Origin of the sequence: Agromyces mariniharenae (assembly GCF_008122505.1) — a bacterium.
Taxonomy (GTDB): Bacteria; Actinomycetota; Actinomycetes; order Actinomycetales; family Microbacteriaceae; genus Agromyces; species Agromyces mariniharenae.
Genome location: NZ_VSSB01000001.1, coordinates 2,070,774 through 2,096,750, shown reverse-complemented (window position 1 = coordinate 2,096,750; position 25,977 = coordinate 2,070,774). Strand labels below are relative to the sequence as shown.

General features: G+C 72.4%; 27 protein-coding genes. 16 read left to right on the top strand and 11 right to left on the bottom strand.

Annotated elements, in window-relative coordinates; genetic code table 11:
- Window positions 1-112: 112 nt before the first annotated feature.
- A complete protein-coding gene (locus FYC51_RS19220) occupies window positions 113-1,468 on the top strand; it encodes a hypothetical protein (RefSeq protein ID WP_187432566.1) in 1,356 nt (451 codons plus the stop codon).
- 440 nt (window positions 1,469-1,908) lie between these two features.
- Here the strand turns inward: FYC51_RS19220 and yczR are convergent, their stop codons facing one another.
- Window positions 1,909-3,354 (bottom strand): MocR-like transcription factor YczR, encoded by a 1,446-nt coding sequence (gene yczR, locus FYC51_RS09715; RefSeq protein ID WP_148733354.1) that lies wholly within the window; start codon window positions 3,352-3,354, stop codon window positions 1,909-1,911.
- A 61-nt stretch (window positions 3,355-3,415) separates the two neighbouring features.
- Here yczR and yczE point away from each other — a divergent pair, with 61 nt between their 5' ends.
- Complete coding sequence (gene yczE, locus FYC51_RS09710; RefSeq protein ID WP_148734231.1) at window positions 3,416-4,105, top strand: membrane protein YczE; 690 nt, start codon at window positions 3,416-3,418, stop codon at window positions 4,103-4,105.
- Between the two features lie 119 nt (window positions 4,106-4,224).
- Here yczE and FYC51_RS09705 read toward each other — a convergent pair whose 3' ends face one another.
- Window positions 4,225-5,004, bottom strand: coding sequence for a MerR family transcriptional regulator (locus FYC51_RS09705; protein ID WP_148733353.1), 780 nt, complete (start codon window positions 5,002-5,004; stop codon window positions 4,225-4,227).
- 132 nt (window positions 5,005-5,136) lie between these two features.
- Here FYC51_RS09705 and FYC51_RS09700 point away from each other — a divergent pair, with 132 nt between their 5' ends.
- The 7 genes from FYC51_RS09700 (at window position 5,137) to FYC51_RS09670 (ending at window position 10,668) form a co-directional block, all read left to right on the top strand.
- Window positions 5,137-6,009: a DUF4097 family beta strand repeat-containing protein gene (locus tag FYC51_RS09700; protein ID WP_148733352.1), complete on the top strand. Its 873-nt coding sequence runs from the start codon at window positions 5,137-5,139 to the stop codon at window positions 6,007-6,009.
- Entirely contained in the window at window positions 6,006-6,632 is a 627-nt protein-coding gene (locus tag FYC51_RS09695; RefSeq protein WP_148733351.1) for a PadR family transcriptional regulator, read from the top strand. Before FYC51_RS09700 ends, FYC51_RS09695 begins: the two co-directional genes overlap by 4 nt.
- Before the next feature lie 54 nt (window positions 6,633-6,686).
- Window positions 6,687-7,199, top strand: coding sequence for a GNAT family N-acetyltransferase (locus tag FYC51_RS09690; protein WP_148733350.1), 513 nt, complete (start codon window positions 6,687-6,689; stop codon window positions 7,197-7,199).
- A gap of 9 nt (window positions 7,200-7,208) precedes the next feature.
- Complete coding sequence (locus tag FYC51_RS09685; RefSeq protein ID WP_148733349.1) at window positions 7,209-7,628, top strand: fluoride efflux transporter FluC; 420 nt, start codon at window positions 7,209-7,211, stop codon at window positions 7,626-7,628.
- A complete protein-coding gene (crcB, locus tag FYC51_RS09680; protein ID WP_238476286.1) occupies window positions 7,625-8,005 on the top strand; it encodes a fluoride efflux transporter CrcB in 381 nt (126 codons plus the stop codon). The genes FYC51_RS09685 and crcB overlap by 4 nt, the downstream gene beginning before the upstream one ends.
- Window positions 8,006-8,175: 170 nt before the next feature.
- On the top strand, window positions 8,176-10,233 hold the full coding sequence (locus FYC51_RS09675; protein WP_238476365.1) for an APC family permease: 2,058 nt from the start codon (window positions 8,176-8,178) through the stop codon (window positions 10,231-10,233).
- 9 nt (window positions 10,234-10,242) lie between these two features.
- Window positions 10,243-10,668: a DUF1801 domain-containing protein gene (locus FYC51_RS09670; RefSeq protein WP_148733348.1), complete on the top strand. Its 426-nt coding sequence runs from the start codon at window positions 10,243-10,245 to the stop codon at window positions 10,666-10,668.
- On the opposite strand, the gene FYC51_RS09665 is transcribed toward FYC51_RS09670, so the two are convergent.
- A complete protein-coding gene (locus tag FYC51_RS09665) occupies window positions 10,665-11,828 on the bottom strand; it encodes an NAD(P)-binding domain-containing protein (protein WP_148733347.1) in 1,164 nt (387 codons plus the stop codon). The two genes, FYC51_RS09670 and FYC51_RS09665, sit on opposite strands and share 4 nt — an antisense overlap.
- A gap of 199 nt (window positions 11,829-12,027) precedes the next feature.
- Here FYC51_RS09665 and FYC51_RS09660 point away from each other — a divergent pair, with 199 nt between their 5' ends.
- A complete protein-coding gene (locus tag FYC51_RS09660) occupies window positions 12,028-12,228 on the top strand; it encodes a DUF3073 domain-containing protein (protein WP_148733346.1) in 201 nt (66 codons plus the stop codon).
- 114 nt (window positions 12,229-12,342) lie between these two features.
- Here the strand turns inward: FYC51_RS09660 and FYC51_RS09655 are convergent, their stop codons facing one another.
- The gene (locus FYC51_RS09655; RefSeq protein ID WP_148733345.1) at window positions 12,343-13,101 is read right to left on the bottom strand and encodes an LLM class flavin-dependent oxidoreductase; all 759 of its coding nucleotides are present in this window, start codon (window positions 13,099-13,101) and stop codon (window positions 12,343-12,345) included.
- Between the two features lie 4 nt (window positions 13,102-13,105).
- Complete coding sequence (gene purM / locus FYC51_RS09650; protein WP_148733344.1) at window positions 13,106-14,215, bottom strand: phosphoribosylformylglycinamidine cyclo-ligase; 1,110 nt, start codon at window positions 14,213-14,215, stop codon at window positions 13,106-13,108.
- A gap of 48 nt (window positions 14,216-14,263) precedes the next feature.
- Here purM and FYC51_RS09645 point away from each other — a divergent pair, with 48 nt between their 5' ends.
- Complete coding sequence (locus FYC51_RS09645; protein WP_148733343.1) at window positions 14,264-14,875, top strand: zinc-binding alcohol dehydrogenase; 612 nt, start codon at window positions 14,264-14,266, stop codon at window positions 14,873-14,875.
- 1 nt (window position 14,876) lies between these two features.
- Here FYC51_RS09645 and FYC51_RS09640 read toward each other — a convergent pair whose 3' ends face one another.
- On the bottom strand, window positions 14,877-16,175 hold the full coding sequence (locus FYC51_RS09640; RefSeq protein ID WP_148733342.1) for an acyltransferase family protein: 1,299 nt from the start codon (window positions 16,173-16,175) through the stop codon (window positions 14,877-14,879).
- A gap of 41 nt (window positions 16,176-16,216) precedes the next feature.
- Here FYC51_RS09640 and FYC51_RS09635 point away from each other — a divergent pair, with 41 nt between their 5' ends.
- Window positions 16,217-16,651: a hotdog fold thioesterase gene (locus tag FYC51_RS09635; RefSeq protein WP_148733341.1), complete on the top strand. Its 435-nt coding sequence runs from the start codon at window positions 16,217-16,219 to the stop codon at window positions 16,649-16,651.
- 46 nt (window positions 16,652-16,697) lie between these two features.
- Window positions 16,698-17,429, top strand: coding sequence for a glutamine amidotransferase (locus tag FYC51_RS09630; protein WP_148733340.1), 732 nt, complete (start codon window positions 16,698-16,700; stop codon window positions 17,427-17,429).
- A gap of 3 nt (window positions 17,430-17,432) precedes the next feature.
- On the opposite strand, the gene pdxR is transcribed toward FYC51_RS09630, so the two are convergent.
- Window positions 17,433-18,845, bottom strand: a complete 1,413-nt coding sequence (gene pdxR, locus FYC51_RS09625; protein ID WP_148733339.1) for a MocR-like pyridoxine biosynthesis transcription factor PdxR — start codon at window positions 18,843-18,845, stop codon at window positions 17,433-17,435.
- Between the two features lie 46 nt (window positions 18,846-18,891).
- On the opposite strand from pdxR, the gene FYC51_RS09620 reads away from it, so the two are divergent.
- Window positions 18,892-19,434, top strand: a complete 543-nt coding sequence (locus FYC51_RS09620; protein WP_148733338.1) for a carboxymuconolactone decarboxylase family protein — start codon at window positions 18,892-18,894, stop codon at window positions 19,432-19,434.
- 100 nt (window positions 19,435-19,534) lie between these two features.
- On the opposite strand, the gene FYC51_RS09615 is transcribed toward FYC51_RS09620, so the two are convergent.
- A complete protein-coding gene (locus FYC51_RS09615; RefSeq protein WP_148733337.1) occupies window positions 19,535-20,485 on the bottom strand; it encodes a trypsin-like serine peptidase in 951 nt (316 codons plus the stop codon).
- 388 nt (window positions 20,486-20,873) lie between these two features.
- Between FYC51_RS09615 and purF the strand changes: the two genes are divergently transcribed.
- On the top strand, window positions 20,874-22,331 hold the full coding sequence (gene purF / locus FYC51_RS09610; protein ID WP_148733336.1) for an amidophosphoribosyltransferase: 1,458 nt from the start codon (window positions 20,874-20,876) through the stop codon (window positions 22,329-22,331).
- A gap of 30 nt (window positions 22,332-22,361) precedes the next feature.
- On the opposite strand, the gene FYC51_RS09605 is transcribed toward purF, so the two are convergent.
- From FYC51_RS09605 to FYC51_RS09595, 3 genes are all read right to left on the bottom strand, one after another.
- Window positions 22,362-22,727 (bottom strand): potassium transporter Trk, encoded by a 366-nt coding sequence (locus FYC51_RS09605; RefSeq protein ID WP_238476285.1) that lies wholly within the window; start codon window positions 22,725-22,727, stop codon window positions 22,362-22,364.
- Between the two features lie 46 nt (window positions 22,728-22,773).
- Window positions 22,774-24,018 (bottom strand): HNH endonuclease signature motif containing protein, encoded by a 1,245-nt coding sequence (locus FYC51_RS09600; RefSeq protein WP_148733335.1) that lies wholly within the window; start codon window positions 24,016-24,018, stop codon window positions 22,774-22,776.
- A 102-nt stretch (window positions 24,019-24,120) separates the two neighbouring features.
- Entirely contained in the window at window positions 24,121-24,525 is a 405-nt protein-coding gene (locus FYC51_RS09595) for a sterol carrier family protein (protein WP_148733334.1), read from the bottom strand.
- Window positions 24,526-24,660: 135 nt separating this feature from the next.
- Here FYC51_RS09595 and purD point away from each other — a divergent pair, with 135 nt between their 5' ends.
- The gene (gene purD, locus FYC51_RS09590; protein WP_148733333.1) at window positions 24,661-25,974 is read left to right on the top strand and encodes a phosphoribosylamine--glycine ligase; all 1,314 of its coding nucleotides are present in this window, start codon (window positions 24,661-24,663) and stop codon (window positions 25,972-25,974) included.
- The last annotated feature ends 3 nt before the right edge of the window (window positions 25,975-25,977 follow it).

Here is a 25,977-nt window from a genome sequence, read left to right as displayed (position 1 = left end):
CTCGCAGGGGCATGATCGCGGGAATGTCACGGGATGCTGGGAATCCCGCCCGTCCGACGCTGGACCACGCTCGCCCACCGGGAGTACCGTCGAAGTGCAACGGGGGGTGAGCATGATGACCACAGCGGATGCCGCGCGGCCGATGCCGTGGCTCCGCCTCGCCCTGCTGGGGGTCATCGCCGCTGCGATCTGGCTCGCGTTCAGCCTGTTCTCCTCCGCGTATGCGGCATCGGCCGAGGAGGCTCCGCCCGATGCCGCGACGGATGCCGCGACCGCGGCCACGCCCGAGGTCGAAGCGCCCGCGCCCGAGGTCGAAGCGCCCGCGACCGAACCGCCCACGCCCGCGCCCGAGGTCGAACCGCCCTCGCCCGAACAGCCAGCGCCCGAACCGCCTTCGCCCGCGGTCGAACCGCCCGCGCCCGCGGCACCGCTCCCGGCGCAACAGTCGATCGTCGGTCCGGCCGCGCCCGAGTCGCCGTCGGCCGCTGCCGCGACCGCCCCGTCAGGGCCGCCCGACGCGGGCCATGCGCTGCCCGCGAAACCCGGGCAGGAGGCGATCCCGGTCGCCGGGGAGCACGCCGCCACCGCCGCCGACACGTCCCCGACGCCGCGGGGTTCGGAGGGGCGAGCCGTCGCCCCACCAGTCGACACCCCGGCCGCGGGGAAGGCGACTCCGCCGGCCCGACCCGACACGACCGCCCCGCCCGGTCTCGCCGACAAGCCGGCCGATCACGCAGCCCCGCCATCGCCGAGCAGTTCGGTGCCCATGGACGGGACGGCGCCCCAACCCGGTGCCCAGCCGGCATCGACGGGCAAGCCCGCCGACCGCACCCCGCCGGCCTCGCACGGCGCTCCCGCCCCGACGAGCACGGCGACTCCCCAGGACACGACGGCGTCGCAGCCGGTCGAACCGCCCGGACACGCGCAGAAGCCCGCCGACCCTCCCACAGTCGCGCACGTGCCCGCGGCGCCCGCGGTCGACCCCCTGCCGGTCCACCCGGTGACGACGGGCGACGTGCCACCCGGCCTCGTCGAGACGGCCGCGACGTCGACGACGGACGTGACGCCGACCACGACCGCGACGCCGACGGCGGCCGCGACGCCGACGACGGCCGCGACGACGGCCTTCGCAGCGACGGCCGACGAGGACGTCAGCGGGCCGATCGCCTGGGCGGTCGGCGACCCCGGCGCCTCCGCCGACGCGAACGTTCCCCACGACCCTGCGGGCGCGATCCTGCCCGCCGACGGCACGCCGAGCGGCCCGGCCGCGTCGGGTTCGCCCGCGGCGGGCGGCGGCGCCGGGACCGGTGGATCCGGTGCAGGTGCCGGCTCGGCCGGGGCATCCGGAACCTCGGACGCGATGCTCGCCGCGTTCGGCCTCGACGCGCTCGCGTCGCTGGTGCTCGGCTCGGTCGACGACGAACTGCCGTCGTCGCCGGTGTTCGGCACCGACACCACCCCTGACTGATCGGGGTCCGCTCCGCCTGCCCTGATGCAGGCGCAGACGGGCATGCTCCCTGCGCGGGAGCGAAATCCCCACCAGCCAGTCAGGAGGACCGGGTCATGCCGCGATCGACCGCCGATGCACGTCACGTGATGCGCCGCCCCCGCGTCCTCCGCCACGCCGCCGTCGAGCACGGGGCCCCCGAGCTCCGCAGCGGGAGGTCCCCGATGCGACGTTGACCGGGTGGAGTCCGGTGCACCGCCCCCAGCGCCGGGCCCCACCCCTCCCAGGCCGCGCAGCGACCCGACGCGCGCGGCCCCGGCCGCGATCTGGAACGCGGCCAGGTGCGGGGCGGCGGAGACACCCGCCCGCCGCCCCGCACCATCTCAGGCCCCGAGGGACATTCGGCTCGGAAGTGCTCGACTCGGAGTCGATCGGTGAGCTCTCGGCGGCGCCGGCGGTCGTCAGACGACCGACGCGAGGAGCTCGGGCTCGGGCTCGCCGACCGGCACGTGCCCGAGCGAGCGCCAGGCGCGGGCGAGCGCCTGCACCGCGGCATCCGTCGTCTCGGGGGAGTAGCAGACGGGCAGGCGCAGGAAGCGCTCGAACGCGCCGTCGATGCCGAACCGCGGCCCGGCCGCGACGATGAGGCCCTCGCGCCGGGCGGCCAGGGCGAGCTGCGAGCTCACCGGGGCGCCCAGGCCGACCCAGGTGACGATGCCGCCGTCGACGTGCGGCACCTCCCACTCGGGCAGGTGGCGGGCGACGAGCTCCTCGAGGCGGTCGCGGCCGGCGCGCAGCTGCTCGCGCCGCAGTTCGAGGATCTCGTCCATGCGCGGCATGAGCCGCGTGACGATGAGCTGCTCGAGGATGGGCGTGCCGAGGTCGCCGGGCGAGCGCACCGCGAGCAGGCGACGGATGAGCGGACGCTCGGCGCGGATCCAGCCGACGCGCAGCCCGCCCCAGACGGTCTTGCCGACCGAGCCGATGAGCACGGCCGGCCCGTCGGCGGCCATGGGCGGGAAGTGGCCGGGCCGGTCGATCGACAGCTCGGCGGTGGTCTCGTCGGCGACGACGACCGTGCCCTGGCGGGCGGCAGCGTCGAGCACACGCGCCCGCGAGGCTCGGCTCATCGTGCGGCCCGTCGGGTTCTGGAAGTCGGGGATCACGTAGGCCATGACCGGATTCGAGTGCCGGATCGCCTGCACGAGGCCCATGGTCTCTTCGCGGACGTCGACGTCGTCGTCGACGTCGTGCGGCGAGACGGGCACGGGAACGAGCCGGGCGCCCGCTGCCCGGAGCGCCTCGTAGGCGTGCGGGTAGATCGGCACCTCGGTGACCGCGCGGTCGCCGCGGCCGATGAGCGCCCGGGACAGCAGCGCGATGGCGTGCTGCGCGCCGATCGTGACCATGATCTGGTCGGGCGTCGTCGGCAGGCCGCGTGCGGTGTAGCGATCGGCGATCGCCTGCCGCAGCGCGGGCGTGCCGATCGGGTCGAAGCCGGCGTCGAGGAGGTGCGCTGGGAGGTCCTCGACGGCCTGCCGGGCGATCTCGGGCAGCCACGGCAGCGCGGGCGGCGCGGCCTTGGAGAAGTCGATGTACTCGGCCTCGGGCGGCGCGGGGAGGATGGCGGGCGCCCCGGTGAGGCGGGCGACACTGCCCGAGCCGCGCACGCTGTGCAGGTTGCCCTGTTCGCGCAGGTGCCGGTAGGCCGCGGTCACGGTCGTGCGGCTCAGCCCGAGCCGCTCGGCGAGGTCGCGCTCGGCGGGCAGGCGGGTGTCCACGGCGATGCGCCCGTCGACGATGAGCAGGCGGATGCGCTCGGCGAGCGCCTCGTAGGCACTGCCGGGTCCACGCCAGTCGCCGAGGAGGAGCTCGAGGGAACGCGCGGTCAGCGCGAGGTCGGCCATAAGGCCACTTTACGCGAATTGGCTCTATACGAGAAGGCCAATCATGGAATTGGATTGGGACATGCTTCGCCGACCGACCGATCCCGCGCCCGTGCTCGTCCGCCGATTCGTACAGCTCTTCGTCGGGCTGTTCCTCTACGGCATCGGCATCGCGCTCATCGTGCGCGGCGAGCTCGGCGTCGCCCCGTGGGACGTGCTGACGCAGGGCATCGCGAAGCAGACCGGCCTCAACTTCGGCCTCATCACGATCATCACGAGCGGCGTCGTGCTGCTGCTCTGGATCCCCATCCGGCAGAAGCCCGGCTTCGGCACGGTCATGAACGCGCTCCTCGTCGGCCCGTTCGCCGACCTCGGCCTCTGGCTCATCCCGCCGGGGCTCGACCTGTGGGTGCGTGCGCTCCTGCTGCCCGCGGGCATCGTGGTGCTCGCCATCGCGACCGGCCTCTACATCGGCGCGCACTTCGGTCCCGGCCCGCGCGACGGCCTGATGACGGGCCTGCACCGGGTGACCGGCTGGAAGATCTGGATCGTGCGCACGGGCATCGAGGTGATCGTGCTCGCCGCGGGCTGGCTGCTCGGCGGCAACGTCGGCATCGGGACGCTCGCCTTCGCGCTGCTCATCGGCCCGCTGTGCGGGTACACGATCCCGCTCTTCGCGATCCGGGGCTCGGGCCGGATGCCGGCGGATCGCGTGCCGGCGCGGCGGACGCGGGTCCGCACGCGGACGGGCGCCGTTCCGGTGGTCGAGTAATTCCGGCCGCACCAACCCGGTGGTCGAGTAGCGCCGGCCGCAGGCGGACGCGTATCGAGACCGATCATGTTGCGTCTCGATACGCGTCGCGCTCCGCGCGGCGCTACTCGACGACCGACCTAGAGGTTGCGCTCCGCGTACGCCGTCATCGCGTCGCGCACGAACTCGGCGCCGGCCTGGCCGCCGTAGTTCGCGCCGAAGCGCGGGTCCGCCACGTACATCTCGGCGAGTCCGAGGAAGTACTCCTTCGAGGGACCCTCCGCGCCGCCGCCGGGCGTGCCGGGAATGCCGCGGAGCCAGTCGAAGTGGCGCTGGGCGAGGGCCTGCGCCTCGTCGCCGGCGGGGTCGACGCCCCGCTCGTGCGCCGCGATCCAGTCGCTGCCGAGCTGCGCCGCGCGCTGCTGCCATGCGGCCTTGTCGTCAGCGCTCATCGAGCGCCACCACGCGTCGCTCCTCGCGTACGCGTCCTCGCCCCAGCGCTCCTCGACCTCGTCCTTGTACTGCGTGTGGTCGAAGCCGTCGAACATCTGCTCTGCCATGAGTCGTTCACCTCCCTCCAGAGCTCCGATGGTGCGTTCGACCGACGCGATCTGCCGCGCCAGCCGGTCCTGTTCCTCGCGCAGCCACTCGAGGTGGCGGCGCAGGGCGTGCTCGGCGTCGGCCTCGCGATCGAGCACCTCCGCGATCGCGGGGAGCCCGAGCCCGAGGTCGCGCAGCAGCATGATGCGCTGCAGCCGCACGAGCGCGTCGTCGTCGTAGTAGCGGTAGCCGTTGCCGCCGATGCGCGTCGGCGGCAGCAGCCCGATGTCGTCGTAGTGCCGCAGCGTGCGGCTCGTCGTCCCGGCGACCTTCGCGATCTCCTGGATCGACCAGTCGGCGACCCTCGTTCCCGTGTCCATGCCGTTCACGCTAAACGTTGACGCTGCGTCAATGTCAAGCGGTGCAGCATCCGATCGCTTGCATTCGCGCCAAACGCGATATATCGTGATCTCATCACAAACGCGATATATCGCGAAAGAAGGAGACATACCATGGCCATCGAGAAGTGGGTCATCGCACCCGGCGACTCCCGGGTCATCGACCTCGAACTCGTCCGCAAGCTCAAGGTGAGCCTGATCGGCGGCAAGGTCGACGTGATCGCCCACGACGAGCCCGGTGCGCGCATCGAGGTCTCGGGCGTCACCGGCAAGGACCTCATGGTCTCGATCGACGGCGACTCCCTCGAGATCGACCACCCGCAACTGCGGTGGGACAACTTCCTCGAGGCGTTCAAGGGCTTCGTGGGGAGCGCCAAGGCCGAGGTCTCGATCCTCGCGCCGCGCAGCGTCGCGCTGAAGCTCGGCGTGGTCTCGGGCGACGCGCTCGTGTCGGGCTTCGCGGGCGACGCCCGGTTCAGCACCGTCTCGGGCGACGTGGTCGTCGACAGCCACGAGGGCGACATCGAGCTCTCGAGCGTGTCGGGCGAGCTCTCGGCCGGCAACCACACGGGCCGCATCACCGCGCACACGGTCTCGGGCGACGTGGTCGCGACCGGCGACATCGTCTCGTTCAACGCCGACACGGTCGCGGGCAACATGATCGTCGACGCGTTCAGCACGCCGAGCCGCATCGACAGCAACACGGTGTCGGGCGACCTCACGGTGCGCTTCGAGCCCGGCTCGGGGGCGCGCTACCGCATCAACACCGTCGGCGGCACGGTGCTCCTCGACGACATGACCGTGAAGGGCATGCTCGGCAAGGGCTTCGAGCGCACCGTCGGCGAGCTCGCCGGCAAGTGGCTCGACCTCGGCGCGAACAGCGTGTCGGGCAGCATCTCGATCATGCGTCGCGAGGCGTCGGCGACGGCGGGTGCGGCGAGCGCCGCGGCCGGCACGGGCGCGGGCGACGGCGAGGCGTCGGCATGACCCCGCCGGTCTTCGCCCACGGCAACCTGCGCCTCTACCTGCTCGCGCTGCTCGAGGAGCAGCCCCGTCACGGCTACGAGCTCATCCAGGCGCTCTCCGACCGGTTCGGCGGCACCTACAGCCCCAGCGCCGGCACGATCTACCCGCGCCTCGCGAAGCTCGAGGAGGAGGGGCTCGTCACGAAGACCGCCGACGGCCGCAAGACCGTCTACGAGATCACGGCCGCCGGGCGCGCCGAGGTCGACTCCCGCCGCAACGACCTCGACGCCATCGAGGACGACCTCACCGACTCCGTGCGACGCCTCGCCGACGGCGTGCGCGCCGAGGTGAACGACGCGATGCGCTCGCTGCGCGCCGAGCTCGCGAGCGCCGCCCGCGAGGCGAAGCGTGCCGCGACGAGCACCTCGGCGAGCGCCGCGTCGAACGTGCCGGGCTACGGCACCGACACCAGCCGCGCCGTGCACGAGGCCGATCTGGTGCTCAACGAGTTCCGGCAGCAGCTGCGCACCGACCTGCGCACGCACGCCCACCGCGGCGCGGTGACCGCCGACTCGGTGGGGCTGCTCAAGGCCCGGCTCGCCCAGGTGCGCGCCGACGTGCTCGCATCGCTCGTCGAGCGCTGACGCCGCCCCCGCACGGCCTCGCGCCGTGTCGGGGGCCGGTGCTGTGATGGTCGCATGACGGATGTCACGCTCCATCCCTGGTCGCCCGACGACCTCGACCTGCTGCGCCGGGCCAACACGCACGAGCTCATGGACCAGCTCGGCGGGCCCGAGAACGACGAGCAGGTGCTCGCGCGGCACGAGCGCTACCTCCGGCTGCAGCGCGAGGGCACCGCGCACCAGTTCCGCATCGCGACCCCCGACCACCCCGAGGGCGTCGGCATCGTCGGATACTGGGACCGCGAGGAGGACGGCGAGCGGGTGCTCGAGGCCGGCTGGTCGGTCGAGGCGGCCTACCGCGGACAGGGCATCGCACCCGCGGCGGTCATCGCCATGCTCGAGTGGGCGCGCGCCAACGGAGACACGCTGCCGGTGCACGCCTATCCGCGAGTCGACAACCCCGCGTCCAACGCCGTGTGCCGCAAGGCGGGCTTCACGCTCGTTCGCGAGGCCGACGTCGAGCTCACGCCCGGCAACGTGCACCGCCTGAACGACTGGGTCGTCGAGCTCGCCCCCGCGCGGGCGTAGCCTTCAGGGGTGCTCGCCTACCTCGCCGTCGCCGTCGGCGGCCTCATCGGCACCGGCCTGCGGCTCGCATGCGACCTGGCGTTCCCCCACGGCGACGGCGACTTCCCCGTCGAGACGCTCCTCGTGAACCTCGTCGGCGCGTTCGTGCTCGGCTGGCTCGTCGGCGGCCTGTGGACGCGGCCGACCACCCCGGTCTGGTTCAAGGCCGGCCTCGGGTCGGGCGTGATCGGCTCGTTCACGACGCTGTCGGCCGTCATGGCCTCGCTCATCGTGCTCACCGGGGCGGGCGAGGCGTGGCTCGCGGCGCTCTACCTCCTCGTGTCCGTCGTCGGCGGCCTCGCCCTCGCGGCGGCGGGCCTGCGCATCGGCTCGCTCATCGCGCACCGCCCGATGCCGACCGAGATCACGGATGCCGGAGAGACCCTGTGACGGGCGGCCTGACCCCGGTCGTCGTGATCGCCGTACTCCTGGCCGGGGCCGGCGGCGCCCTGCTGCGGTACGCGCTGTCGCGCGCGCTCCCCGTGCGCCCGGGGCACCTGCCCGGCGGCATCCTCATCGTCAACGTCGTCGGCTCGGGCGTGGCGGGCGCCCTCATCGGACTGGCCGAGCGCGCGGCGCTCGACGGCGACCTGCGGCTCATCCTGGTCACGGGGTTCTGCGGCGGCCTCACGACGTTCAGCACCTGGACGGTCGAGACCGTGGAGCTGCTCGACGGCGGGCGCTGGCGCGCGGCGATCCTCAACGTCGTCGTGACCCTGTCTCTGGGGCTCGCGGCGGCGGCGGGCATGTACCTGATCACGCGCTGAAACATTGAACCCGACCCCGCTGAAACGCCGACTTGACTTGCGCCGCCGCGGGTGTAGTGTCGACCGCCGTGATGAACGAGGCGGACTCCCCCGCTGAACCCAGGTCGACTGAACCCAGGTCGGCCGAATCCAAGTCGGCGCCCGCCGAGTTGAAGTCGGCGAAGCACTGGATCATCGGCGAACCGCTGCCCACGGAGCATCTCGAGGGGCAGCTGCTCCCGAAGCGCTTCGCGCTCCCGATCTTCGCGAGCGACCCGCTCTCCTCCGTGGCGTACGCGCCGCAGGAGCTCGTGATGATCCTGCTCGTCGGCGGGCTCGCGTTCCTGTCGTTCACCCCGTGGGTCGCGCTCGCGGTCGTCGTGCTGCTCGTCACCGTCGTGGCGAGCTACCGCCAGCTCATCCGCGCGTACCCGTCGGGCGGCGGCGACTACGAGGTCGCGCACCGCAACCTCGGCGAGAAGGCCGGCCTCGTCGTGGCATCCGCCCTGCTCGTCGACTACGTCATGACGGTCGTCGTGTCGGTCGCCTCGGGCGTCGACAACATCATCTCGGCGATCCCCGAGCTGAATCCGTTCCGCGTCGAGCTCGCGATCGTGTTCGTCATCATCCTCGCGGCCGTGAACCTGCGGGGCGTCAGCGAGTCGTCGAAGGCGTTCGCGATCCCGACCTACCTGTTCATCGGCAGCGTCTTCATCATGATCGTCGTGGGCCTCACGCGCACCGCGCTCGGCGACCCGCCCGTGGCCGAGTCCGCCGCGTACGACGTACAGGGGGAGTCGCTCACGCAGGCCGCGATCATCCTGCTGCTGTTGCGCTCCTTCGCGAGCGGATGCTCCGCGCTCACCGGCGTCGAGGCGATCTCGAACGGCGTGCCCGCGTTCCGCCTCCCCAAGATCCGCAACGCGCAGGCGACCCTCGTCGCGATGGGCGGCATCGCGATCATCCTCTTCTCGGGCCTCACGGCGATGGCGCTCATCTCGAACGTGCACTACGCCGAGGACCCGTGCCACCTCATCGGCTGGGCGGAGTGCGCCACCGAGCCGCAGCCGAGCCTCATGGCACAGGTCGCGGCGGCGACGTTCGGCGGCGACTCGTTCCCGTTCTACGTGATCCAGGCGGCGACGGCGCTCGTGCTGCTGCTCGCGGCGAACACGGCGTTCAACGGATTCCCGCTGCTCGGGTCGGTACTGGCGCGCGACGGCTACGCGCCGAAGTCGCTTTCGACGCGCGGCGACCGCCTGATCTACTCGAACGGCGTGATCATCCTCGCGCTCGTGGCGATCGCGATCCTCGTGATCTTCCAGGCGAACCTGACGGTGCTCATCCAGCTCTACATCATCGGCGTGTTCGTGTCGTTCACGATCGGGCAGACCGGCATGGTGCGGCATTGGCTGCGGGAGCTGTCGCGTCGACGTCACCCCGCGAAGGGTGCGCCGAAGCGGCCAGCGGGGCGCGACGACGACGGCGCCCAGCCGCTCTCGCAGGGCGCGATCATGCGCGCGCTCGTGATCAATGCGATCGGCGCGGCCATGACCGCGGTGGTGCTGATCGTCGTCACGGTCACGAAGTTCACGCACGGCGCGTGGATCGTCTTCGTGATGATGCCGATCCTGTTCTTCCTCATGCTCGGCGTGCATCGCTACTACCGCGACGTCGAGCGGGAGATCGAGCCCGACCCGACCACGACCTTCGGCGCCGAGGGCGACCATGCGATCGTGCTCGTCGGCCGCATGCAGAAGCCCACGCTGAAGGCGCTCGACTACGCCATCGCGGCCCGCCACGACTCGCTCGAGGCCGTGCACGTGTCGCTCGACGAGGCGCAGACCAAGCAGCTCAAGAAGGACTGGGTGAAGCAGAACATCCACGTGAAGCTGCGCATCCTGTCCTCGCCGTACCGCGACCTGAGCTACCCGCTCATCCAGTACATCAAGCAGCACCGCGCGGAGCACGGCTCCGAGGTGATCACGGTCTACATGCCGCAGTACATCGTGGGCCACTGGTGGGAGAACCTGCTGCACAACCACAAGGCCCGCCGCATCCGCCAGAAGCTCATGCTCGTGCACGGCGTGACGGTCGCGCTCGTGCCGTGGCTGCTCGACTCCTCGGACCTGATCTACGGACGCCGCTCGCGCCCGCTGCCCGGCCAGGACCGTCGCGGCGAGCCCGTGCGTCCCGTCCCCCGCCGCGCGCCCGCGAACGAGAAGCCGACCGGGGCGGGCCGCCGGTAGACTCCCCGCATGGCCGACGTCGACCCCGAGGTCCGAGCGCTCATCGAGTCCGTACAGAACCCGGTGCGGCGCCGCGACGCCGAGACGCTCGTCGAGCTCATGTCGCGCGCGACCGGACAGCCCGCGCGGATCGCCTACTCGGGCATCATCGGGTTCGGCACCTACCACTACCACTACGAGAGCGGCCGCCAGGGCGACGCACCCGGCGCCGGGTTCGCACCGCGCAAGCCCTCGACCACGATCTACCTCAACGACGGCATCGCCTCGCACGCCGGCGAGCTCGATCAACTCGGCCCGCACACCACGGGCGTCGGATGCCTCTACGTCAAGGACCTCGAGCAGGTCGATCTCGAGGTGCTCGAGCGGGTCGTGCGCTCGTCGTACGAGACGCTGACGGCCGGCACGTTCGGCCGGCGGGCCCGCGAGGGCGACTAGAGCATCGCCATGATCTGGCGCGCGATCATGCGGCCCGCGCGGTTCGCGCCGATCGTCGACGCCTGCGGCCCGTAGCCCGCGAGGAAGATGCGCGGGTCGTTCCACGACGCGCCCTGTCCGACCGTGACGCCGCCGGCCTTCTCGCGCAGTCGCAGCGCCGCGAGGTGGCGCAGCTCGGGGCGGAAGCCCGTCGCCCAGATGATCGCGTCGGCGCGGGCCATGCCGCCGGCAGCGCCGTCCCACACGACGCGGTCGGGTTCGATGCGGTGGAACATCGGTCGGGCGACGAGCAGGCCGCGGTCGATGCCCGCGGCGATGCGGCGGCTCTTCGGCACGCCCGTGCCGCTCACGACCGAGGGCAGTGCGCGGCCCGATCGCGCGGCCTCGTCCTGCCGGGCGACCGCGGCGGACGCCCCCTCGAGGTCGAGCTCCTGGCGGTCGAGCCAGTCGATCGGCCGTCGTGAGACCCAGGTGAGCCCGGCCGCGACCTCCTCGAGCTCGAGCATGAAGCCGATGGCCGAGGTGCCGCCCCCGACCACGACCACGTGCCGGTCGCGGAAGTCCTCGGCGTCGACGAAGTCGGACGTGTGCACGTGCCTCCCCGTGAAGTCGGACATGCCGGGGTAGTACGGCACGAACGGCGCGCCCCAGGTGCCGGTCGCGTTCACGAGGAACTGAGTGACGATCCCGTGGCGCGGCGTCCCGGCCTCCTCGTACGTGCGGCGTCGGCGCCCGAAGAAGCCCCGCGTCCTCAGCTCCTCGATCGGCTGGGGCGACAGGTCTTCGTAGCTGACGAGCAGGTCCGCGCCGTCGTTGACCACCGAGCGCACGTTCATCGGCCGACGCACACGCAGGTCGAAGTGCTGCTCGAACCGGCCGTAGTAGTCGGCGACGACCTCCTTGGCGGGCAGCGTGCGGTCGGCCGTGTCGAAGCTCAGGCCCAGCTCGGCCATGCCGGGCAGGTCGTTCACGCGGTGCGCGGTGCCGAGTCGAAGGGACGACCAGCGATGCTGCCATGCCCCGCCGGGCCCCGGCGCACGGTCGAGCATGACGAAGTCCTCGTCGGCGACGAGCTCGAACCGACGCAGGTAGTAGGCGACGGAGAGGCCGGCCTGCCCGGCGCCGATCACCACGACCTTCACGCGTTCAGGGTCCGACATCACGGAGACCATCTCAGCACGTGATCCTGTGTGCTCGTGCACGTCGATCCCCCGTCCCGGGGGGCGGTCACGACGTTGTGCACCACCGCCGACCGAGCCCGATCCGCGGTGCTAAACTGGCAGTCGGACGAATTTCATCTATCAGAGAGCGCCGGGTGACGACCATCCCACCCGGCCAGACGTCGTAAGGGGGTCACGCATGGGGCGCGGCCGTCAGAAAGCCAAGCACACCAAGGTCGCTCGGGAGCTGAAGTACTTCAGCCCGAACACCGACTATTCGGCGCTTGAGCGCGAGCTCACCAACTCGCACCATGACGAGCACGATGACGAGATGTCGAAATGGTCGGAGTACGCCGACGACGACGACACCTACGTCACGGGCGACGAGCAACGCGCCTGAGCGCGAGCGACGTCGCAGCATCCCTGCGGATCACCTCCCGCCGCTGAGTCGGCGACTCGTCTCCTGAGGCGTCTTCCGCGGGCTGTTCGTGCACTGACGGGCCGTGTCGACCCGTCACGCCACGGCGTCGCGCCAGCGCGCCGTCGTCTCGGCGAACCGCTCGAGCTCGGCGAGCGTCCCGGTGGGCGTGATCGCGCGCAGCACGACCTCGTCGACGACGTCGAACGCGCCGAGGCGAGCCGCGTCGTCGACCGTCGCGTCGATCGCGCGGATCCCCGCCCGCTCGAAGTTCGCGGCGTACGACGGCACCGTCTCGTAGCGCCGGGCCTCCGCCTCGAGCGCCGGCCGCGCCGCCTCGTCGGCGATGGTGCGCACGTACAGGATGCTGCGCGCCGTCCGCGCGCCCGCGTCTCGCCGCAGCTCGGCGGTCGCCTCCGCCGCCACGTCGGGCGTGAGCCAGTTGAGGAGCACGCCGTCGGCCTCCTCGGCGGCGAGCCGCCGCATGCGCGGCCCGAGCGCGCCGACGACGACCGCGGCATCCGTCGCCCGTCGCAGTGCCGCGATGCCGTCGCGCACGAGGGCGAGCGGATGCCGCGCCCCACCCGACCCGATGCCGAGCACCGTGCGGTCGGCCGGGAGTCCGGCGAGGTCGAGCGCGTCGACCGGGCGACGATCGAGCGGGATCACGCCGGTCGCCAGGCCGAGCGTCGTGGTCGCGTCCGCCGCGACGCGGAGTCCGGCGAGCGAATCGCCGCCGGGGATGTCGTTGATCCACAGGGCGTGGAACCCCAGCCGCTCGACGAGGGCCGCGAGGGTGCGGACCGTCGCGGCATCCGTGCGCCCGGTGATGCCGATCGAGACCGCCGCGCGCATCGGGTCAGTCCGCGTACGCGCCCACGAGCCGCACGGCGCCGCCGTCGACGCCCTTGGCGCCCTGCTCGAATCCGTCGAGGTCGCGATCGCCGATCGTGACGGTCCCGGCGGGCCACGCCGGGAGGCCGAGCGCGCCGAGCGCGGCCACGACGTCGGACGCGGCATCCGCCGCCACGACCGCGAAGAAGCCGATGCCGAGGTTCCAGGTGCCCTCGGTCGATTCGAGCGTGGTGCCCGCGAGGTCGTTCAGCACGCGGAAGACCGGTGCGGGCGACCACGTCGACCGGTCGAGCTCGACCCATGAGCCGCGCGGCAGCACGCGCGCGAGGTTCGCCGCGATGCCGCCGCCGGTGACGTGCGAGAGCGAGTGCACGGATGCCCCGAGCCGCTCGTCCTCGAGGAGCTGCACGAGCGGGCCGGTGTAGAGCCGCGTCGGCTCGAGCAGCGCCTCGCCCCACGTGGTGCCCAGCTCATCGGACCGATCGGCGTAGCCGATCTTGGCCCGACGAATGATACTGCGGACGAGCGAGAAGCCGTTGGAGTGCAGGCCGCTCGAGGCGATCGCGATGACCACGTCGCCGTCGCGCACGCGCTCGGCGCCGAGCAGGCGGTCGGCCTCGACGACGCCGACCGCGGCGCCGGCCACGTCGTAGTCGTCGACGCCCATGAGGCCGGGGTGCTCGGCCGTCTCGCCGCCGACGAGCGCGGTGCCCGTCTCGGCGCAGGCGCGCGCGATGCCCGTGACGATCGCCGCGATGCGCTCGGGCACGACCTTGCCGCAGGCGATGTAGTCGGTCATGAAGAGGGGCTTGGCGCCCACCACGACGATGTCGTCGACGACCATGCCGACGAGGTCCTGGCCGATCGTGTCGTGCCGGTCGAGGGCCTGCGCGATCGCGATCTTCGTGCCGACGCCGTCGGTCGAGGTGGCGAGCAGCGGCCGTTCGTAGTCCTTCGCGAACGAGAGGTCGAACAGGCCGGCGAAGCCGCCGACGCCGCCGAGGACGCCGGGTCCGTGGGTCGCGGCGACGGCCTCCTTCATGAGTTCGACGGCCAGGTCGCCCGCCCGGGTGTCGACACCGGCGGCGGCATAGGAGGAATTCGCGTCGGTCACCCGTCAAGGCTACCCGCCGGCCGGAGGTGCCCGGCGTACAATGCCCCCATGAGCGCGGGGGGCACGCCGTCGTGGGTGATTCGCGAGAACGCGTCTCGCTCCGTCCTGCTCGCCCTCTACCTGCGCGAGGTGCTCGGCATCGCCTCGCCCGTCGAGCTCCCGCGGCTGCGTGACGTCGGCCCGGTCGGCGCACGGCTCGAGATGGACGACCACGACCTGCTCGAGCGCCAGTGGCGCGCATGGTGGGCCATGACGGTCGAGCCCGAGGTGCATCCGTCGCCCGTTCCGCTCGAGCTCGTCGACGCGTACGGCACGGAGGTGGCGCTGCCCGTGTCCGACGCCGAGATCCTCGCCGCCGCCATCGTGCCCCACGCCGAGGCCGCTCGGGCCTGGGCCGACTGGGCGCACCAGAACTACCGCACGGCGTCGGCGTCCCGGCGCGGCGACTCCTACCGCGCCTACGCCGGCACCATCGCCGAGCACGAGCGCGAGGTGGGCCGCCGGGCGCACTCGTTCGAGCTCAACGTCGAGGTCGTGCCGCTCGCCACGCAGGGCGTGTGGTGGATCGGTGCGATGACCGTCGCGGTCACCGACACCCTGCGGTCGGATGCCTCGGCGTTCGACGACGCGATCCACCCGATCATCGCCGAGCTCGCGTAGGTCAGGCCTTCGACCACGCGGGGCGGCGGGCTCGGTCGAGCACGACGGATGCCGCGAGCAGCACGGTGCCGACCAGGGCGAGCTGCAGGTCGAGGAACCACTGCATGACCGTGAACGGCGGGATGAACGCGAGCACCGCCGCGGCCACGATCGCCCACCCGGCCGGGCGCCGGAAGCCCTCGGGGATCGCCGTCGGGACGCGCTCGAACCGTGCCAGCGGAAGCGCGATCGCCCACACCGCCGCGAGCACGACGATGAGCACGACGGGGCGGCTCGCCCACCACGCGGGGCTCGCCGGCTCGGGAGCCGCGCCCCGGACGAGGAGGGACAGGCCGGCGATCGCGACGATCACCGGGAGGTGCCAGAGGTAGACCGTCATCGCACGGCTGCCCACGGCGAAGACGAGGGCCTGTGCGGGCCGTGTCTCCATGAGCCGTGCGAGCGGCGCGTGCAGCACCGTGAGCAGGCAGACCTGCGCGACTCCGAGCAGCATCAACGGCACGGTCGGGGGATTCAGGTTGGTCAGCATGTCGGGCGAGTACCAGCCGGCAGAGACGCCGGCCCAGATGACCAGGTAGGCGAGCGCGGCGAGGGCGACCAGTCGCGGGAAGGTGAGCCGGCGGAACCACCCGTCGGCGTACCAGAAGCCGAGCTGCTGCACGAAGCCCCAGGCGAAGACGAGGTTGAGGAGTCCGATCTCGTCGACGCCCGTCGCGACGCGCGCGGCGTCGACGGCGACCGCGGCGAGCGCGAGCACGGCGAGGGTGCGTCGAGGCGCCCGGGCGTGCCATCCGGCCAGGACGGGCACGAGGCACTGCACGAGCAGGAACGCCGCGAGGAACCAGAGGGGCGTTCCGACGCCGGCGGCGACCGTCTCGAGCAGGGCAGGGTCGACGCCCGCCAGGGTCGCCGCGCCGAGCACGACGGCGAAGAACGCGAACAGCACGAGCGCCGGCGTGGCGAGCCGCATCGTGCGGGCACGCACGAAGTCGGCGGCCGACCCACCGCGTCGGGTCGTGCTGCGCCACGATGTCAACGCCGTGAAGCCGCCGAGCGCGAAGAAGAGCGGCATGACCTGCCCGACCCAGCTCGCGGCGTCGAACCACGGCTGCGCCTCCAGCGGCCGGGAGACCACGATCGCGCCGGTGTCGTCGATGCCGACGCCGATCATGAGGAGGTGGATGACGACGACGAGGAGGATGCACGCCACGCGTGCGAGGTCGACGACGAGATCGCGACGGGCGAGGATCGCAGCGCGGGCCGTGCCGTCGACGTCGACGGCGCCCTTCGGGTCAGGCATGGAGACCATCATGCAGCAGCGCGCATGCCAGACTCGACGGCATGAGCATCTGGTTCGGCGAGCCCTCACTCGACTGGGCGACCTCCCGTCGCGAGGGCACCCTCCTCGAGACCCTCGACATCGAGCTGACGGAGCTGACCGAGGACGCGCTGAAAGGCAGGATGCCCGTCGACGGGCGGACGCGCCAGCCGGGCGGCGTGCTGCACGGCGGGGCATCCGTCGCCTTCGCCGAGACCCTCGCGAGCTGGGGCTCGACGTTCACGGTCGACCCCGATTCGTACTACTGCGTCGGCATGGAGATCAACGCGAACCACGTGCGGCCCGTCGCAGAGGGCTGGGTCCTCGGCGAGGCGCGACCGATCTCGCGCGGACGCACGACGCAGGTGTGGGACATCCGCATCACCGACGAGCAGGGGCGCCTCGTCTGCGTCTCGCGCTGCACCATGGCAGTGCTCGCGCGGCCGTCGGAGTACTGACAGCCGAGTACTGACAGCGGCGGGGCCGCGCGAATATCGTGGTCCCGTGAAGCCATTCGTCCTCCTCGCCACGCGCGCGGAGGACCTGCCCGCCGACGCGGAGTACGCGCTCTTCCTGCGCTACTCCGGCCTCGACGAGCGCGACCTCGTCCGGGTGCGGCTCGAGGCGGAGCCGATGCCGCACCTCGACCTCGATGCGCTGTCGGGCATCTTCGTCGGCGGTGGGCCGTTCAACGCGTCAGATCCACCCGAACGGAAGTCGGCGGCGCAGCACCGCGTCGAGGCGGAGTTCGCCGCCCTGCTCGACGAGGTCGTGGCCCGGGACTTCCCCTTCCTCGGCGCCTGCTACGGCGTCGGGCCGCTCGGCCTGCACCAGGGCGGCTCGATCGATCGCAGGTACTCCGAGCCGATCGGCGTGGTGCCGGTCACGCTGACCGACGCCGGCGCATCCGACCCGATCCTCGCCGGCGTGCCCCGCCTGTTCAACGCCTTCGTCGGCCACAAGGAGGCCATCCGGCAGCTGCCGTCGACGGCGGCCCTGCTCGCCTCGTCGCCGACCTGCCCGGTGCAGATGTTCCGGGTCGGCCGCAACGTGTACGCGACGCAGTTCCACCCCGAGCTCGACCTCGAGGGCATCATCCTGCGCATCCACGCCTACGGCGGCTACGGCTACTTCGCCGACGACGAGGTCGATGCGACCATCGCCGCGTCGAGCCGGGCGCCGGTCGAGCATCCGCGCCGGATGCTGCGCAACTTCGTCGAGCGGTACGCGCGGTAGGGCTCAGCCGACGCGCGCCACCTCGATCGCCCGCACCACCTCGGCCAGCGCCTCCTCGAACCGGTGCGCGGGCGGGGCGCCGAAGCCGACCACCATGCTCGGCGGCCGGTCCCCGGCGAGCGCGGGATCGGCGGCGTACGCGGCGAGGCCGTCGATGCGCAGGCCGCGGGCCGCCGCCGCGGCGGAGACGTCCGCCTCCGCGACCCCGGCGGGGAGCTCGAGCAGGCAGTGCAGGCCGGCGGCGAGTCCGCGCACGCTCGCGTCGGGCGCCCCGGCCGCCATGACCTCCTCGAACCGCTCCCGTCGCGCCCGATACGACTGGCGGAGCGTGCGCACGGTGCGGTCGTAGTCGCCGGCCTCGAGGAACGCCGCGAGCGTCAGCTGCGTGATCGCGTCGGTGGCGGTGCCCGAGCGTCGCCGTTCCCCGAGCACGTCGTCGAGCCACGTCGGCGGGATGATGCCCCAGCCGATGCCGAGGGCAGGCGAGAGCGACTTGCTCGCGGTGCCGCCGTAGACGACGTGCTCGGGGGCGAGGGCCTGCAGGGCGCCGATGGCCCGGCGGTCGAATCGGTACTCGCCGTCGTAGTCGTCCTCGATCACGAGCCCGCCACCCCGTTGCGCCCAGTGCACGAGGTCGGCGCGCCGTGAGGCCGAGAGCGGCACCCCGGTCGGGAACTGGTGTGCCGGCGTCAGCAGCACGGCGTCGACGGATGCCGCGTCGAGCCCGTCGGTCATGAGTCCGTCATCGTCGACGGGCACGGGCACGAGCTCGAGACCGGCCGCGACGAGCACGTCGCGGTGGGACGCGTGCCCGTATCCCTCGACCGCGATCCGCGTGCCGCCGCGGCGCGCGACGGCGCGCGCGACGAGGCCGATGAGCTCGCCGAATCCGTGGGTGACGACCACCGCGTCGGGCGCCGCGTGGACCCCGCGCGTGCGCGCGAGGTACTCCGCCAGGGCGGCGCGGAGCGGCTCAACTCCTTCCGTCGGGGCGTAGCCGAGCGCCGCCGTCGACGCCGCTGACAGCGCGCGGTGGGTCGCCGCCGCCCATGCGGTGCGCGGGAAGGCGGATCCGTCGGGGAGTCCACCGCGCAGGTCGAGGTCGAAGCGCGTCGACCGGTGGACCGGCGCGATCGTGACCGTCCGCGGCATCGGTCGGTCGGCGACCCAGGTGCCGGCGCCGACGCGCGCCTCGAGGCGTCCCTCGGCGACCAGCCGGCCGTAGACCTCCGCGACGCTGTTGCGGGCGATGCCGAGGTCGACGGCGAGCGTGCGGCTCGGGGGCAGGCGCGTCCCCGGCGCGAGCCGCCCGGAGGCGATCGCGTCACGCAGGCCGTCCTCGAGCGACGCGACCTTGCGCGTGCGGTCGACGACGAGGTGCAGGTCCAATCCAGAATCGGCCCAATCGCGCGCCATGGGATTGGACGGTACCAGCAGCAGGCCCGATCCGTAGCGTCGAGACATGACCATCACCGATGCCGCCACCACGCCCGCCACCGCCACCGCACCCGCCGTCGATGCTGCGCCCGACGCCTACGTCGTCCCGGTCCGCCGCCTCGACTTCGACGGGGTCGCGCCCGCGTTCGCCCGCGCCGTGAGTGCGCTCGACGACGCCGCCGAGGCGGAGGCCGATCGCGCGGGGCTCGGCGCCGGCATCCGCGAGCTCGTGCGGCTGCGCGCCTCGCAGCTGAACGGATGCTCCTACTGCGTCGACCTGCACTCGCGCGACGCCCGCGCCGCGGGGGAGCCCGAGCAGCGCGTCCACGCCATCGCGGTCTGGCCGGAGTCGAACTTCTTCACCGCGCGCGAGCGCGCCGCCCTCGGCCTCGTCGACTCGGTGACGCGCCTCTCGGAGACGCACGTTCCCGATGCGGTCTGGGCCGAGGCCGCCGAGCACTGGTCGCCCGACGAGCTCGCGGCCATCCTGTCGCTGATCGTGTCGGTCAACGCGTGGAACGAGCTCGCGGTGTCGACGCGCGGATGGCGGCCGCGGCTGCGGACGTGACGGCGCCCGCGCCCACGTGAGCTGCGGCATCCGCTGCCCACGACGACGCCCCCGTGCCGGAAGGAGTCACGGGGGCGCCGGGTCGGGGCGGGTCGGCGACCTACGAAGCCGCTGCCGCGGCGTACGCGGACTGCGCGACCGAGCCGTAGTACGGCCCGAACATCACGTTCGGGATGTTGTTGTACCCGAAGCTGTTGAGCGAGTTCTGCGCGCCCGACGACAGGAACCAGGGGCCGCCCGACGAGCCGCCGGTCATGTCGCAGGGGATGCCCTGCGACTGCGTCTGGCCGTAGGGGTCGGCGCTCGCGGTGCCGGAGCACGACTGCAGCGTCTGGCCGTCGAACGGCGCGGCGGCGGGGTAGCCGAACGCGTCGTACGCGAGGCCGCGTGCCTGGTTGAACGCGACCGGCGAGGCGCCCACGGCCTGGGCGAGCGTGCGTCCGTTCAGCGTGCCGACCTTCACGAAGGCCGTGTCGTAGGTGAGGTCGCCGCCCTTCGTCCACTGGGTCGGCGCCGAGAACGAGGTGGCCGCCCACTGGCCGTAGGGCGCCGCGCCGTTCTCGTAGGCCGGTACGAAGATCCACTTGCTGGCGTACTTGCCCTTGCCGCCGTGGACGCAGTGGCCCGCAGTCGAGACGACGCTGCCGTTGGTCGCGCTCACGGAGTTCGCGGAGCACACGTAGTTGCGTCCGCTCAACGTGAAGAACACCTTGCCGATGTTCGACACGGGCGCCTCGGCCGTCGCCTGCAGCTCCACGCCCCCGCCGGCCACGGGCTTGCCGTAGGTGACCGGCGCGCCCTTCGCGACGTCCGCCGCCGGTGTCGACGCGACCTTGTCGGCCACGAGCACGTCGGCCGGCGTCGCGGACCGCATGCGGTCGGGCGTCCAGTACTCGGCGGCCACCGCCGCCTCGTTCGACGGCACGGTGACGTGGTCGACGCCCGGCGACGACGTGGGCGGCGCGGCGAGCGCCGCGGTCGGCGTCGCGAGCAGGCCGCAGGCGACGAGCGCGGCGCCGGCGAGGCCGACGCGGAGTGAGGTCAGTCTCATGAACGATGCATCCTCTCTGATGCGGAGCGGCCCGATCCCCCATGTTCCGGTGCACCGGGGCCGCGGTGAACGGAATGCCCGAGAGCGTGTCACACGTGCCTCGTTCGGGGGGAGTGCTGTGCGACGAGTTCGTGGAGATCCACCAAGATCGGCGCGGAACCGAAGAATCCGACCCACGGATGCCGCGGAGGGGCTACGTTGATCGGCCGCCGCGAACGACCGGGCTCGGGGCTCGCGCTCGCGCTCACGTGAGCTGCGGCATCCGTTTCGCTCGCCCGTGCTCAGGTGAGCAGCGGCATCCGCTCAGCCGGCTCACACGCGCGGGTGTGGGAGGATGGAACGTCCAGCTCGGACGCTTCACCTCCACCCCCGAGGAGCCATCGCTCGCATGTGCGGCATCGTCGGCATCGTCTCCACCGAGCCCGTCAACCAGCAGATCTACGACAGCCTCCTCCTCCTGCAGCACCGCGGCCAGGACTCCACCGGCATCGCGACCGCCGACGGCCCCGTCTTCCACATGACGAAGGCGCGCGGGCAGGTGCGCGAGGCGTTCCGCACCCGCGACATGCGCTCGCTGCTCGGCAACATCGGCCTCGGCCACGTGCGCTACACCACCAAGGGGGCTGCCGAGCGCGAGGAGGAGGCGCAGCCGTTCTACGTGAACGCGCCGTACGGCATCATCCTCGTGCACAACGGCAACCTCACGAACACGCGCGAGCTCTCGAACGACCTGTTCTCCATCGACCGCCGGCACGTGAACTCCACGAGCGACACCGAGATGCTGCTCAACGTGCTCGCCACCGAGCTGCAGGGGCAGATCACGGGCCTCGAGCTCGACCCCGACCAGGTGTTCGACGCGGTGGCGCAGGTGCACGAGCGCGTCGAGGGCTCCTACGCGGTCATCGCGATGATCGCCGGGCACGGCCTGCTCGCGTTCCGCGACCCGTTCGGCATCCGTCCGCTCATCCTCGGCAAGCGGGTGTCGGATGCCGGCAAGACCGAGTGGATCGTGGCATCCGAATCGCTCGTACTCGAGAACGGCGACTACGAGGTCGTGCGCGACGTCGAGCCCGGCGAGGCGATCTTCATCACCCTCGACGGCGAGATGACCTCGCGGCAGTGCGCCCGCGACCCGCGGCTCGTGCCGTGCTCGTTCGAGTACGTGTACCTCGCCCGACCCGACTCGGTGATGAACGGCATCTCGGTGTACGAGGCGCGCCTGCGCATGGGTGACCGGCTCGCCGACACCATCGCCACGCACATGGACAAGGGCGACGTCGACGTCGTCATGCCCATCCCCGACTCGTCGCGGCCCGCGGCCATGCAGGTGGCGCAGAAGCTCGGCATCGAGTACCGCGAGGGCTTCTACAAGAACCGCTACGTCGGCCGCACGTTCATCATGCCCGGGCAGGCGCAGCGCAAGCGCTCGGTGCGCCAGAAGCTCAACGCCATGGGCACCGAGTTCAAGGGCAAGAACGTGCTCATCGTCGACGACTCGATCGTGCGCGGAACGACGTCGCAGCAGATCGTCGAGATGGCGCGCGCTGCGGGGGCCAACAAGGTCACGTTCACGTCGGCCGCTCCCCCGGTGCGGTTCCCGCACGTCTACGGCATCAACATGCCGAGCCGGCAGGAGCTCATCGCGCACGGACGCAAGATCCCCGAGATCGCGCGGGAGCTCGGCGCCGACCACATGATCTACCAGGAGGTCGAGGACCTGCAGGCGGCGATCACGCAGGGCACGTCGATCGACCGGCTCGACCTGTCGTGCTTCACCGGGGACTACGTCACCGGCACCGTCACCGAGGAGTACCTCGAGTGGGTGGAGAAGACGCAGCTCAGTTGAGCTGAGGTGGCGCGGCCGCGCTGCAGGCCACTACTCGTCGACGCGGTGCGTCGACTCGTGCACGACCTCGACCGCCCTCGAGCGCCTCGCGGAGGCCCGGTCGATGATGAGCGCAACGACGGCACCGAGGGTGGCGCCGATCACGCCGCAGAGCAGCAGCAGGAACCCGAAGACCTGGCCCTTGTCGAACCCGGGCTCGAGCTCGGGCTGGGCCGGCTCACCGGAGAAGGCGAACGTGAGGATCAGCGCGACCACCGCGCCGACGACCGCGCCGAGCGTGATGAAGCGGCCATAGCGGGGCGCACGGCGCACGGTGACGACGTCGTCCGTCACGTCGGTCTCGAGCGGCTCGCCGCTGTCGCCCTCGGGGCGGGGGAAGTCATCGGTGTTGCTCACCGGTCCATTGTCCCATCAGCTGCTGGGTGCTGGTGCCCGCCTGCAGTCACCCCGCTCGCGCGGTCGACCCACGCTCGGAACCCGACTCGTCGGACACGGCGCGCACGTCGGGCGGCAGCTCGAACCAGCGGCCGGCAGGACTGCGCCAGCGCACCACTCCGTCGGCGCCCTGCCACATGCGCCAGCCCGTGTGGTGCTTAAGCCGGTGGTGATGTCGGCAGAGGTGCGCGAGGTTGTCGTGATCGGTGCAGCCGCCGTGCTCGAACGCGGTGGTGTGGTCGAGGTCGCAGGCGATCGCCCGCTTCTCGCAGCCCGGGAACCGGCAGCCGCCGTCGCGCAGCCGCAGCCACTCCGCGAGCTCTGCCGGGACGCGTCGGCGCGTGCGGCCGAATCGGAGCACCACGCCCGTGACGGGGTCGGTGAGGATGGGTCGGATCGAGGGCACGTGCGAGGCGATGAGACGGGCGGTCTCGACGTCGATCGGGCCGTGCCCGTCGAGCGACGCCGGCACCTCACCGTGGCCGAGCAGCGACAGCGCCGGGATCGTGAGGTGCACCGTCGCGCGGACCGCTCCCAGGTCGCCGACCTGGGGCGCGGCGCTCGCATCGGCTCGACCGAGGAGCAGGGCGACGGCCGCGTCGGCCTCGCGCTGTGGCCGCGTGCGCTTGTCGTCTGCGGCGCGCGCGACGCACGCGGCGACGCGCGCCCGGATCGCCACCGCCTCCTCGGCGGCGCAGAACAGGTTGACCCAGGCCATGCCGTCGGGCGCGGACTCGATGACGAGCCGGCGGTCGTCGAGAGCGCGCTGCCTTCGCGCGACGGCTGCCGTGCTCGAGTAGCGATGCTCGAGCCGCCGCAGCGCCTTTCGGAAGGCGACCGGCGTCATGCGTCGCGCCTTGTCGAGCGCCTCGTGTTCGAACTCCTCGACGCGCTCCGTCGGGATGAGGGCCACCGAGTCGACGAGGTCGCGCACCTGCTGCAGCGACACGTCGCCCTCGGCGAGCGCGGATGCCGCCGACGTCAGTCGTGTCGCGAGGGCGACGGCGTCGTGCATCTGGCGCACGGCCGTGCGCTCGTGCACACGGAGAGCCGTGGCGAGCTCGGACGAGCATGCGCGATCGGCCCACTCCCGGTTCTCGCGGTCGGTGCGCGCCGGGTGCTGCTCGACCTCGCCCATCGCCACGCGCAGCTCGTGCACCCAGTGCAGCTGCTCGGCCTGCGCGGCACGGATCGAACGCTCGAGCCTCGTGATGTGCTCGAGCGCCGCTTCGAGTCGTGCGATGGGCTCCATGGATCCATCCGACCACGACCCTCCGACATCGGAATATCGCGCTGACCGGCGATTTTCCCTGTGGAGAATTCGAAGGAACCCGGACCTGTGGAGGACGAGTCCTCAGCCCTCGATCACCGGCAGGTGCCCCGTGAGATCCGCCCGCTGCCCCGACGCGTGCACGCGGCCGGCGGCACGCGCGTCATCCCACGACAGGTCGCCGCCGGCGAGCGCGATCCAGGTCGCGGCATCCGTCTCGATGACGTTCGGGGGCGTGCCGCGCGTGTGCCTTGGCCCCTCGACGCACTGCACCGCGGCATACGGCGGCACCCGCACCTCGACGGTGCCGCCCGGGGCCTGCTCGGCGAGCAGCTGCAGCGAGTAACGCACCGCGAGCGCGAGGGTCGTGCGGTCGACGGATGCCGCGAGCCCCAGTCCATCGCCGGATGCCGCGTGCCCCGCCGCGATCGCCCGCACGGTGGCGAACGCCGCGCGTCCGAGTTCGTCGTCGATGCGTGCCCGTGCCATGGCTCCATCCTCCCGCACGCCTGCGACGCACGGGCCGTGCGCCTGCGACGCAGGGGCCGCACCGGCCCCACGACCGGCCCGTCACACGGGGTCCCGCCCCGGGGCGCGCACACCCCGATCCGGTAGCCTGATCCGGTGAGAATCCTCGTCCTCGGCTCGGGCGCGCGCGAGCACGCCATCATCCTCGCGCTCCTCGACGAGGAGGCCGGCCACGAGATCATCGCAGCCCCCGGGAACGCCGGAATCGCGGCATCCGCGACCTCTGCGGCCCGCGACAGTGTGACCACGATCGCCCTCGACCCGACCGACCCGGTGATCGTCGCCGACTACGCGATCGACAACGACATCGAGCTCGTCGTGATCGGCCCCGAGGCACCCCTCGTCGCGGGCGTCGCCGACGCGCTGCGCACCCGCGGCATCGCGGTGTTCGGCCCGGGCAAGGCGGCCGCCGCGCTCGAGGGCTCGAAGACGTTCGCGAAGCGCATCATGGAGGCCGCGGGCGTGCCGACCGGTCGCGCGACGCTGGCCGAGACGCTCGCCGAGGTCGAGGCGACGCTCGACGAGTTCGGCGCCCCCTACGTCGTGAAGGCCGACGGCCTCGCCGCAGGCAAGGGCGTCCTCGTCACGCACGACCGCGACGCCGCGCTGGCGCACGCCACCCACTACCTGCAGCAGGGCCCCGTGCTCGTCGAGGAGTTCCTCGACGGCCAGGAGGTCTCGCTCTTCCTCCTCTCCGACGGCACCAACGTGCTGCCGCTCTCGCCCGCCCAGGACTACAAGCGCCTGCACGACGCCGACGCAGGCCCGAACACCGGCGGCATGGGCGCGTACTCGCCGCTGCCGTGGCTCGCCGACGACTTCGGCAGCGAGCAGGCGTTCGTCGACGAGGTGATCGAGACCATCGCCCTCCCGACCGTGCGCCGGCTCGCCGAGGAGCAGACGCCGTTCATCGGGCTGCTCTACGCCGGCCTCATCCTCACGTCGAAGGGCATCCGCGTCATCGAGTTCAACGCCCGGTTCGGCGACCCCGAGACGCAGGCGGTGCTGCCGCGCCTCGTGACGCCGCTGTCGGGCCTGCTGTTCGCCGCCGCCACCGGCGGGCTGGGCGAGCTGCCGCGGCCCGAGTTCCGGCCGGATGCCGCGGTGACGGTCGTGCTCGCGAGCGAAGGGTATCCCGAGGCCCCCGTGACCGGTCGCGTGATCGAAGGACTCGACGACGCGGCATCCGTGCCCGGCGTGCACGTCGCGCATGCCGCCACGGCCATCGGCGCCGCGGCCGGCGAAGGCCGCGAGGCGCCCCTCATCGCCACCGGCGGTCGCGTGCTCAACGTCGTCGCGGTGGGCGCCGACTTCGCCGAGGCCCGCAGCCGCGCGTACGACGCGCTCGGCCGCCTGCGCCTCGAGGGCGGGCAGTACCGCACCGACATCGCCGCGCGCGTCGCGGAGTGATCG

Excerpts from the sequence above, each read along its gene's own strand:
- FYC51_RS09600 (WP_148733335.1), bottom strand. The coding sequence starts at position 24,018 with ATGGAGCCCATCGCACGACTCGAAGCGGCGCTCGAGCACATCACGAGG.
- FYC51_RS09645 (WP_148733343.1), top strand. The coding sequence starts at position 14,264 with ATGAGCGCGGGGGGCACGCCGTCGTGGGTGATTCGCGAGAACGCGTCT.
- pdxR (WP_148733339.1), bottom strand. The coding sequence starts at position 18,845 with ATGGCGCGCGATTGGGCCGATTCTGGATTGGACCTGCACCTCGTCGTC.
- FYC51_RS09635 (WP_148733341.1), top strand. The coding sequence starts at position 16,217 with ATGAGCATCTGGTTCGGCGAGCCCTCACTCGACTGGGCGACCTCCCGT.
- FYC51_RS09695 (WP_148733351.1), top strand. The coding sequence starts at position 6,006 with ATGACCCCGCCGGTCTTCGCCCACGGCAACCTGCGCCTCTACCTGCTC.
- FYC51_RS09705 (WP_148733353.1), bottom strand. The coding sequence starts at position 5,004 with ATGGACACGGGAACGAGGGTCGCCGACTGGTCGATCCAGGAGATCGCG.
- FYC51_RS09665 (WP_148733347.1), bottom strand. The coding sequence starts at position 11,828 with ATGTCGGACCCTGAACGCGTGAAGGTCGTGGTGATCGGCGCCGGGCAG.
- FYC51_RS09690 (WP_148733350.1), top strand. The coding sequence starts at position 6,687 with ATGACGGATGTCACGCTCCATCCCTGGTCGCCCGACGACCTCGACCTG.
- FYC51_RS09595 (WP_148733334.1), bottom strand. The coding sequence starts at position 24,525 with ATGGCACGGGCACGCATCGACGACGAACTCGGACGCGCGGCGTTCGCC.
- FYC51_RS09670 (WP_148733348.1), top strand. The coding sequence starts at position 10,243 with ATGGCCGACGTCGACCCCGAGGTCCGAGCGCTCATCGAGTCCGTACAG.
- FYC51_RS09700 (WP_148733352.1), top strand. The coding sequence starts at position 5,137 with ATGGCCATCGAGAAGTGGGTCATCGCACCCGGCGACTCCCGGGTCATC.
- yczE (WP_148734231.1), top strand. The coding sequence starts at position 3,416 with ATGCTTCGCCGACCGACCGATCCCGCGCCCGTGCTCGTCCGCCGATTC.
- FYC51_RS09655 (WP_148733345.1), bottom strand. The coding sequence starts at position 13,101 with ATGCGCGCGGCGGTCTCGATCGGCATCACCGGGCGCACGGATGCCGCG.
- FYC51_RS09640 (WP_148733342.1), bottom strand. The coding sequence starts at position 16,175 with ATGCCTGACCCGAAGGGCGCCGTCGACGTCGACGGCACGGCCCGCGCT.
- FYC51_RS09660 (WP_148733346.1), top strand. The coding sequence starts at position 12,028 with ATGGGGCGCGGCCGTCAGAAAGCCAAGCACACCAAGGTCGCTCGGGAG.
- FYC51_RS09615 (WP_148733337.1), bottom strand. The coding sequence starts at position 20,485 with ATGAGACTGACCTCACTCCGCGTCGGCCTCGCCGGCGCCGCGCTCGTC.
- FYC51_RS09620 (WP_148733338.1), top strand. The coding sequence starts at position 18,892 with ATGACCATCACCGATGCCGCCACCACGCCCGCCACCGCCACCGCACCC.
- FYC51_RS19220 (WP_187432566.1), top strand. The coding sequence starts at position 113 with ATGATGACCACAGCGGATGCCGCGCGGCCGATGCCGTGGCTCCGCCTC.
- yczR (WP_148733354.1), bottom strand. The coding sequence starts at position 3,354 with ATGGCCGACCTCGCGCTGACCGCGCGTTCCCTCGAGCTCCTCCTCGGC.
- purF (WP_148733336.1), top strand. The coding sequence starts at position 20,874 with ATGTGCGGCATCGTCGGCATCGTCTCCACCGAGCCCGTCAACCAGCAG.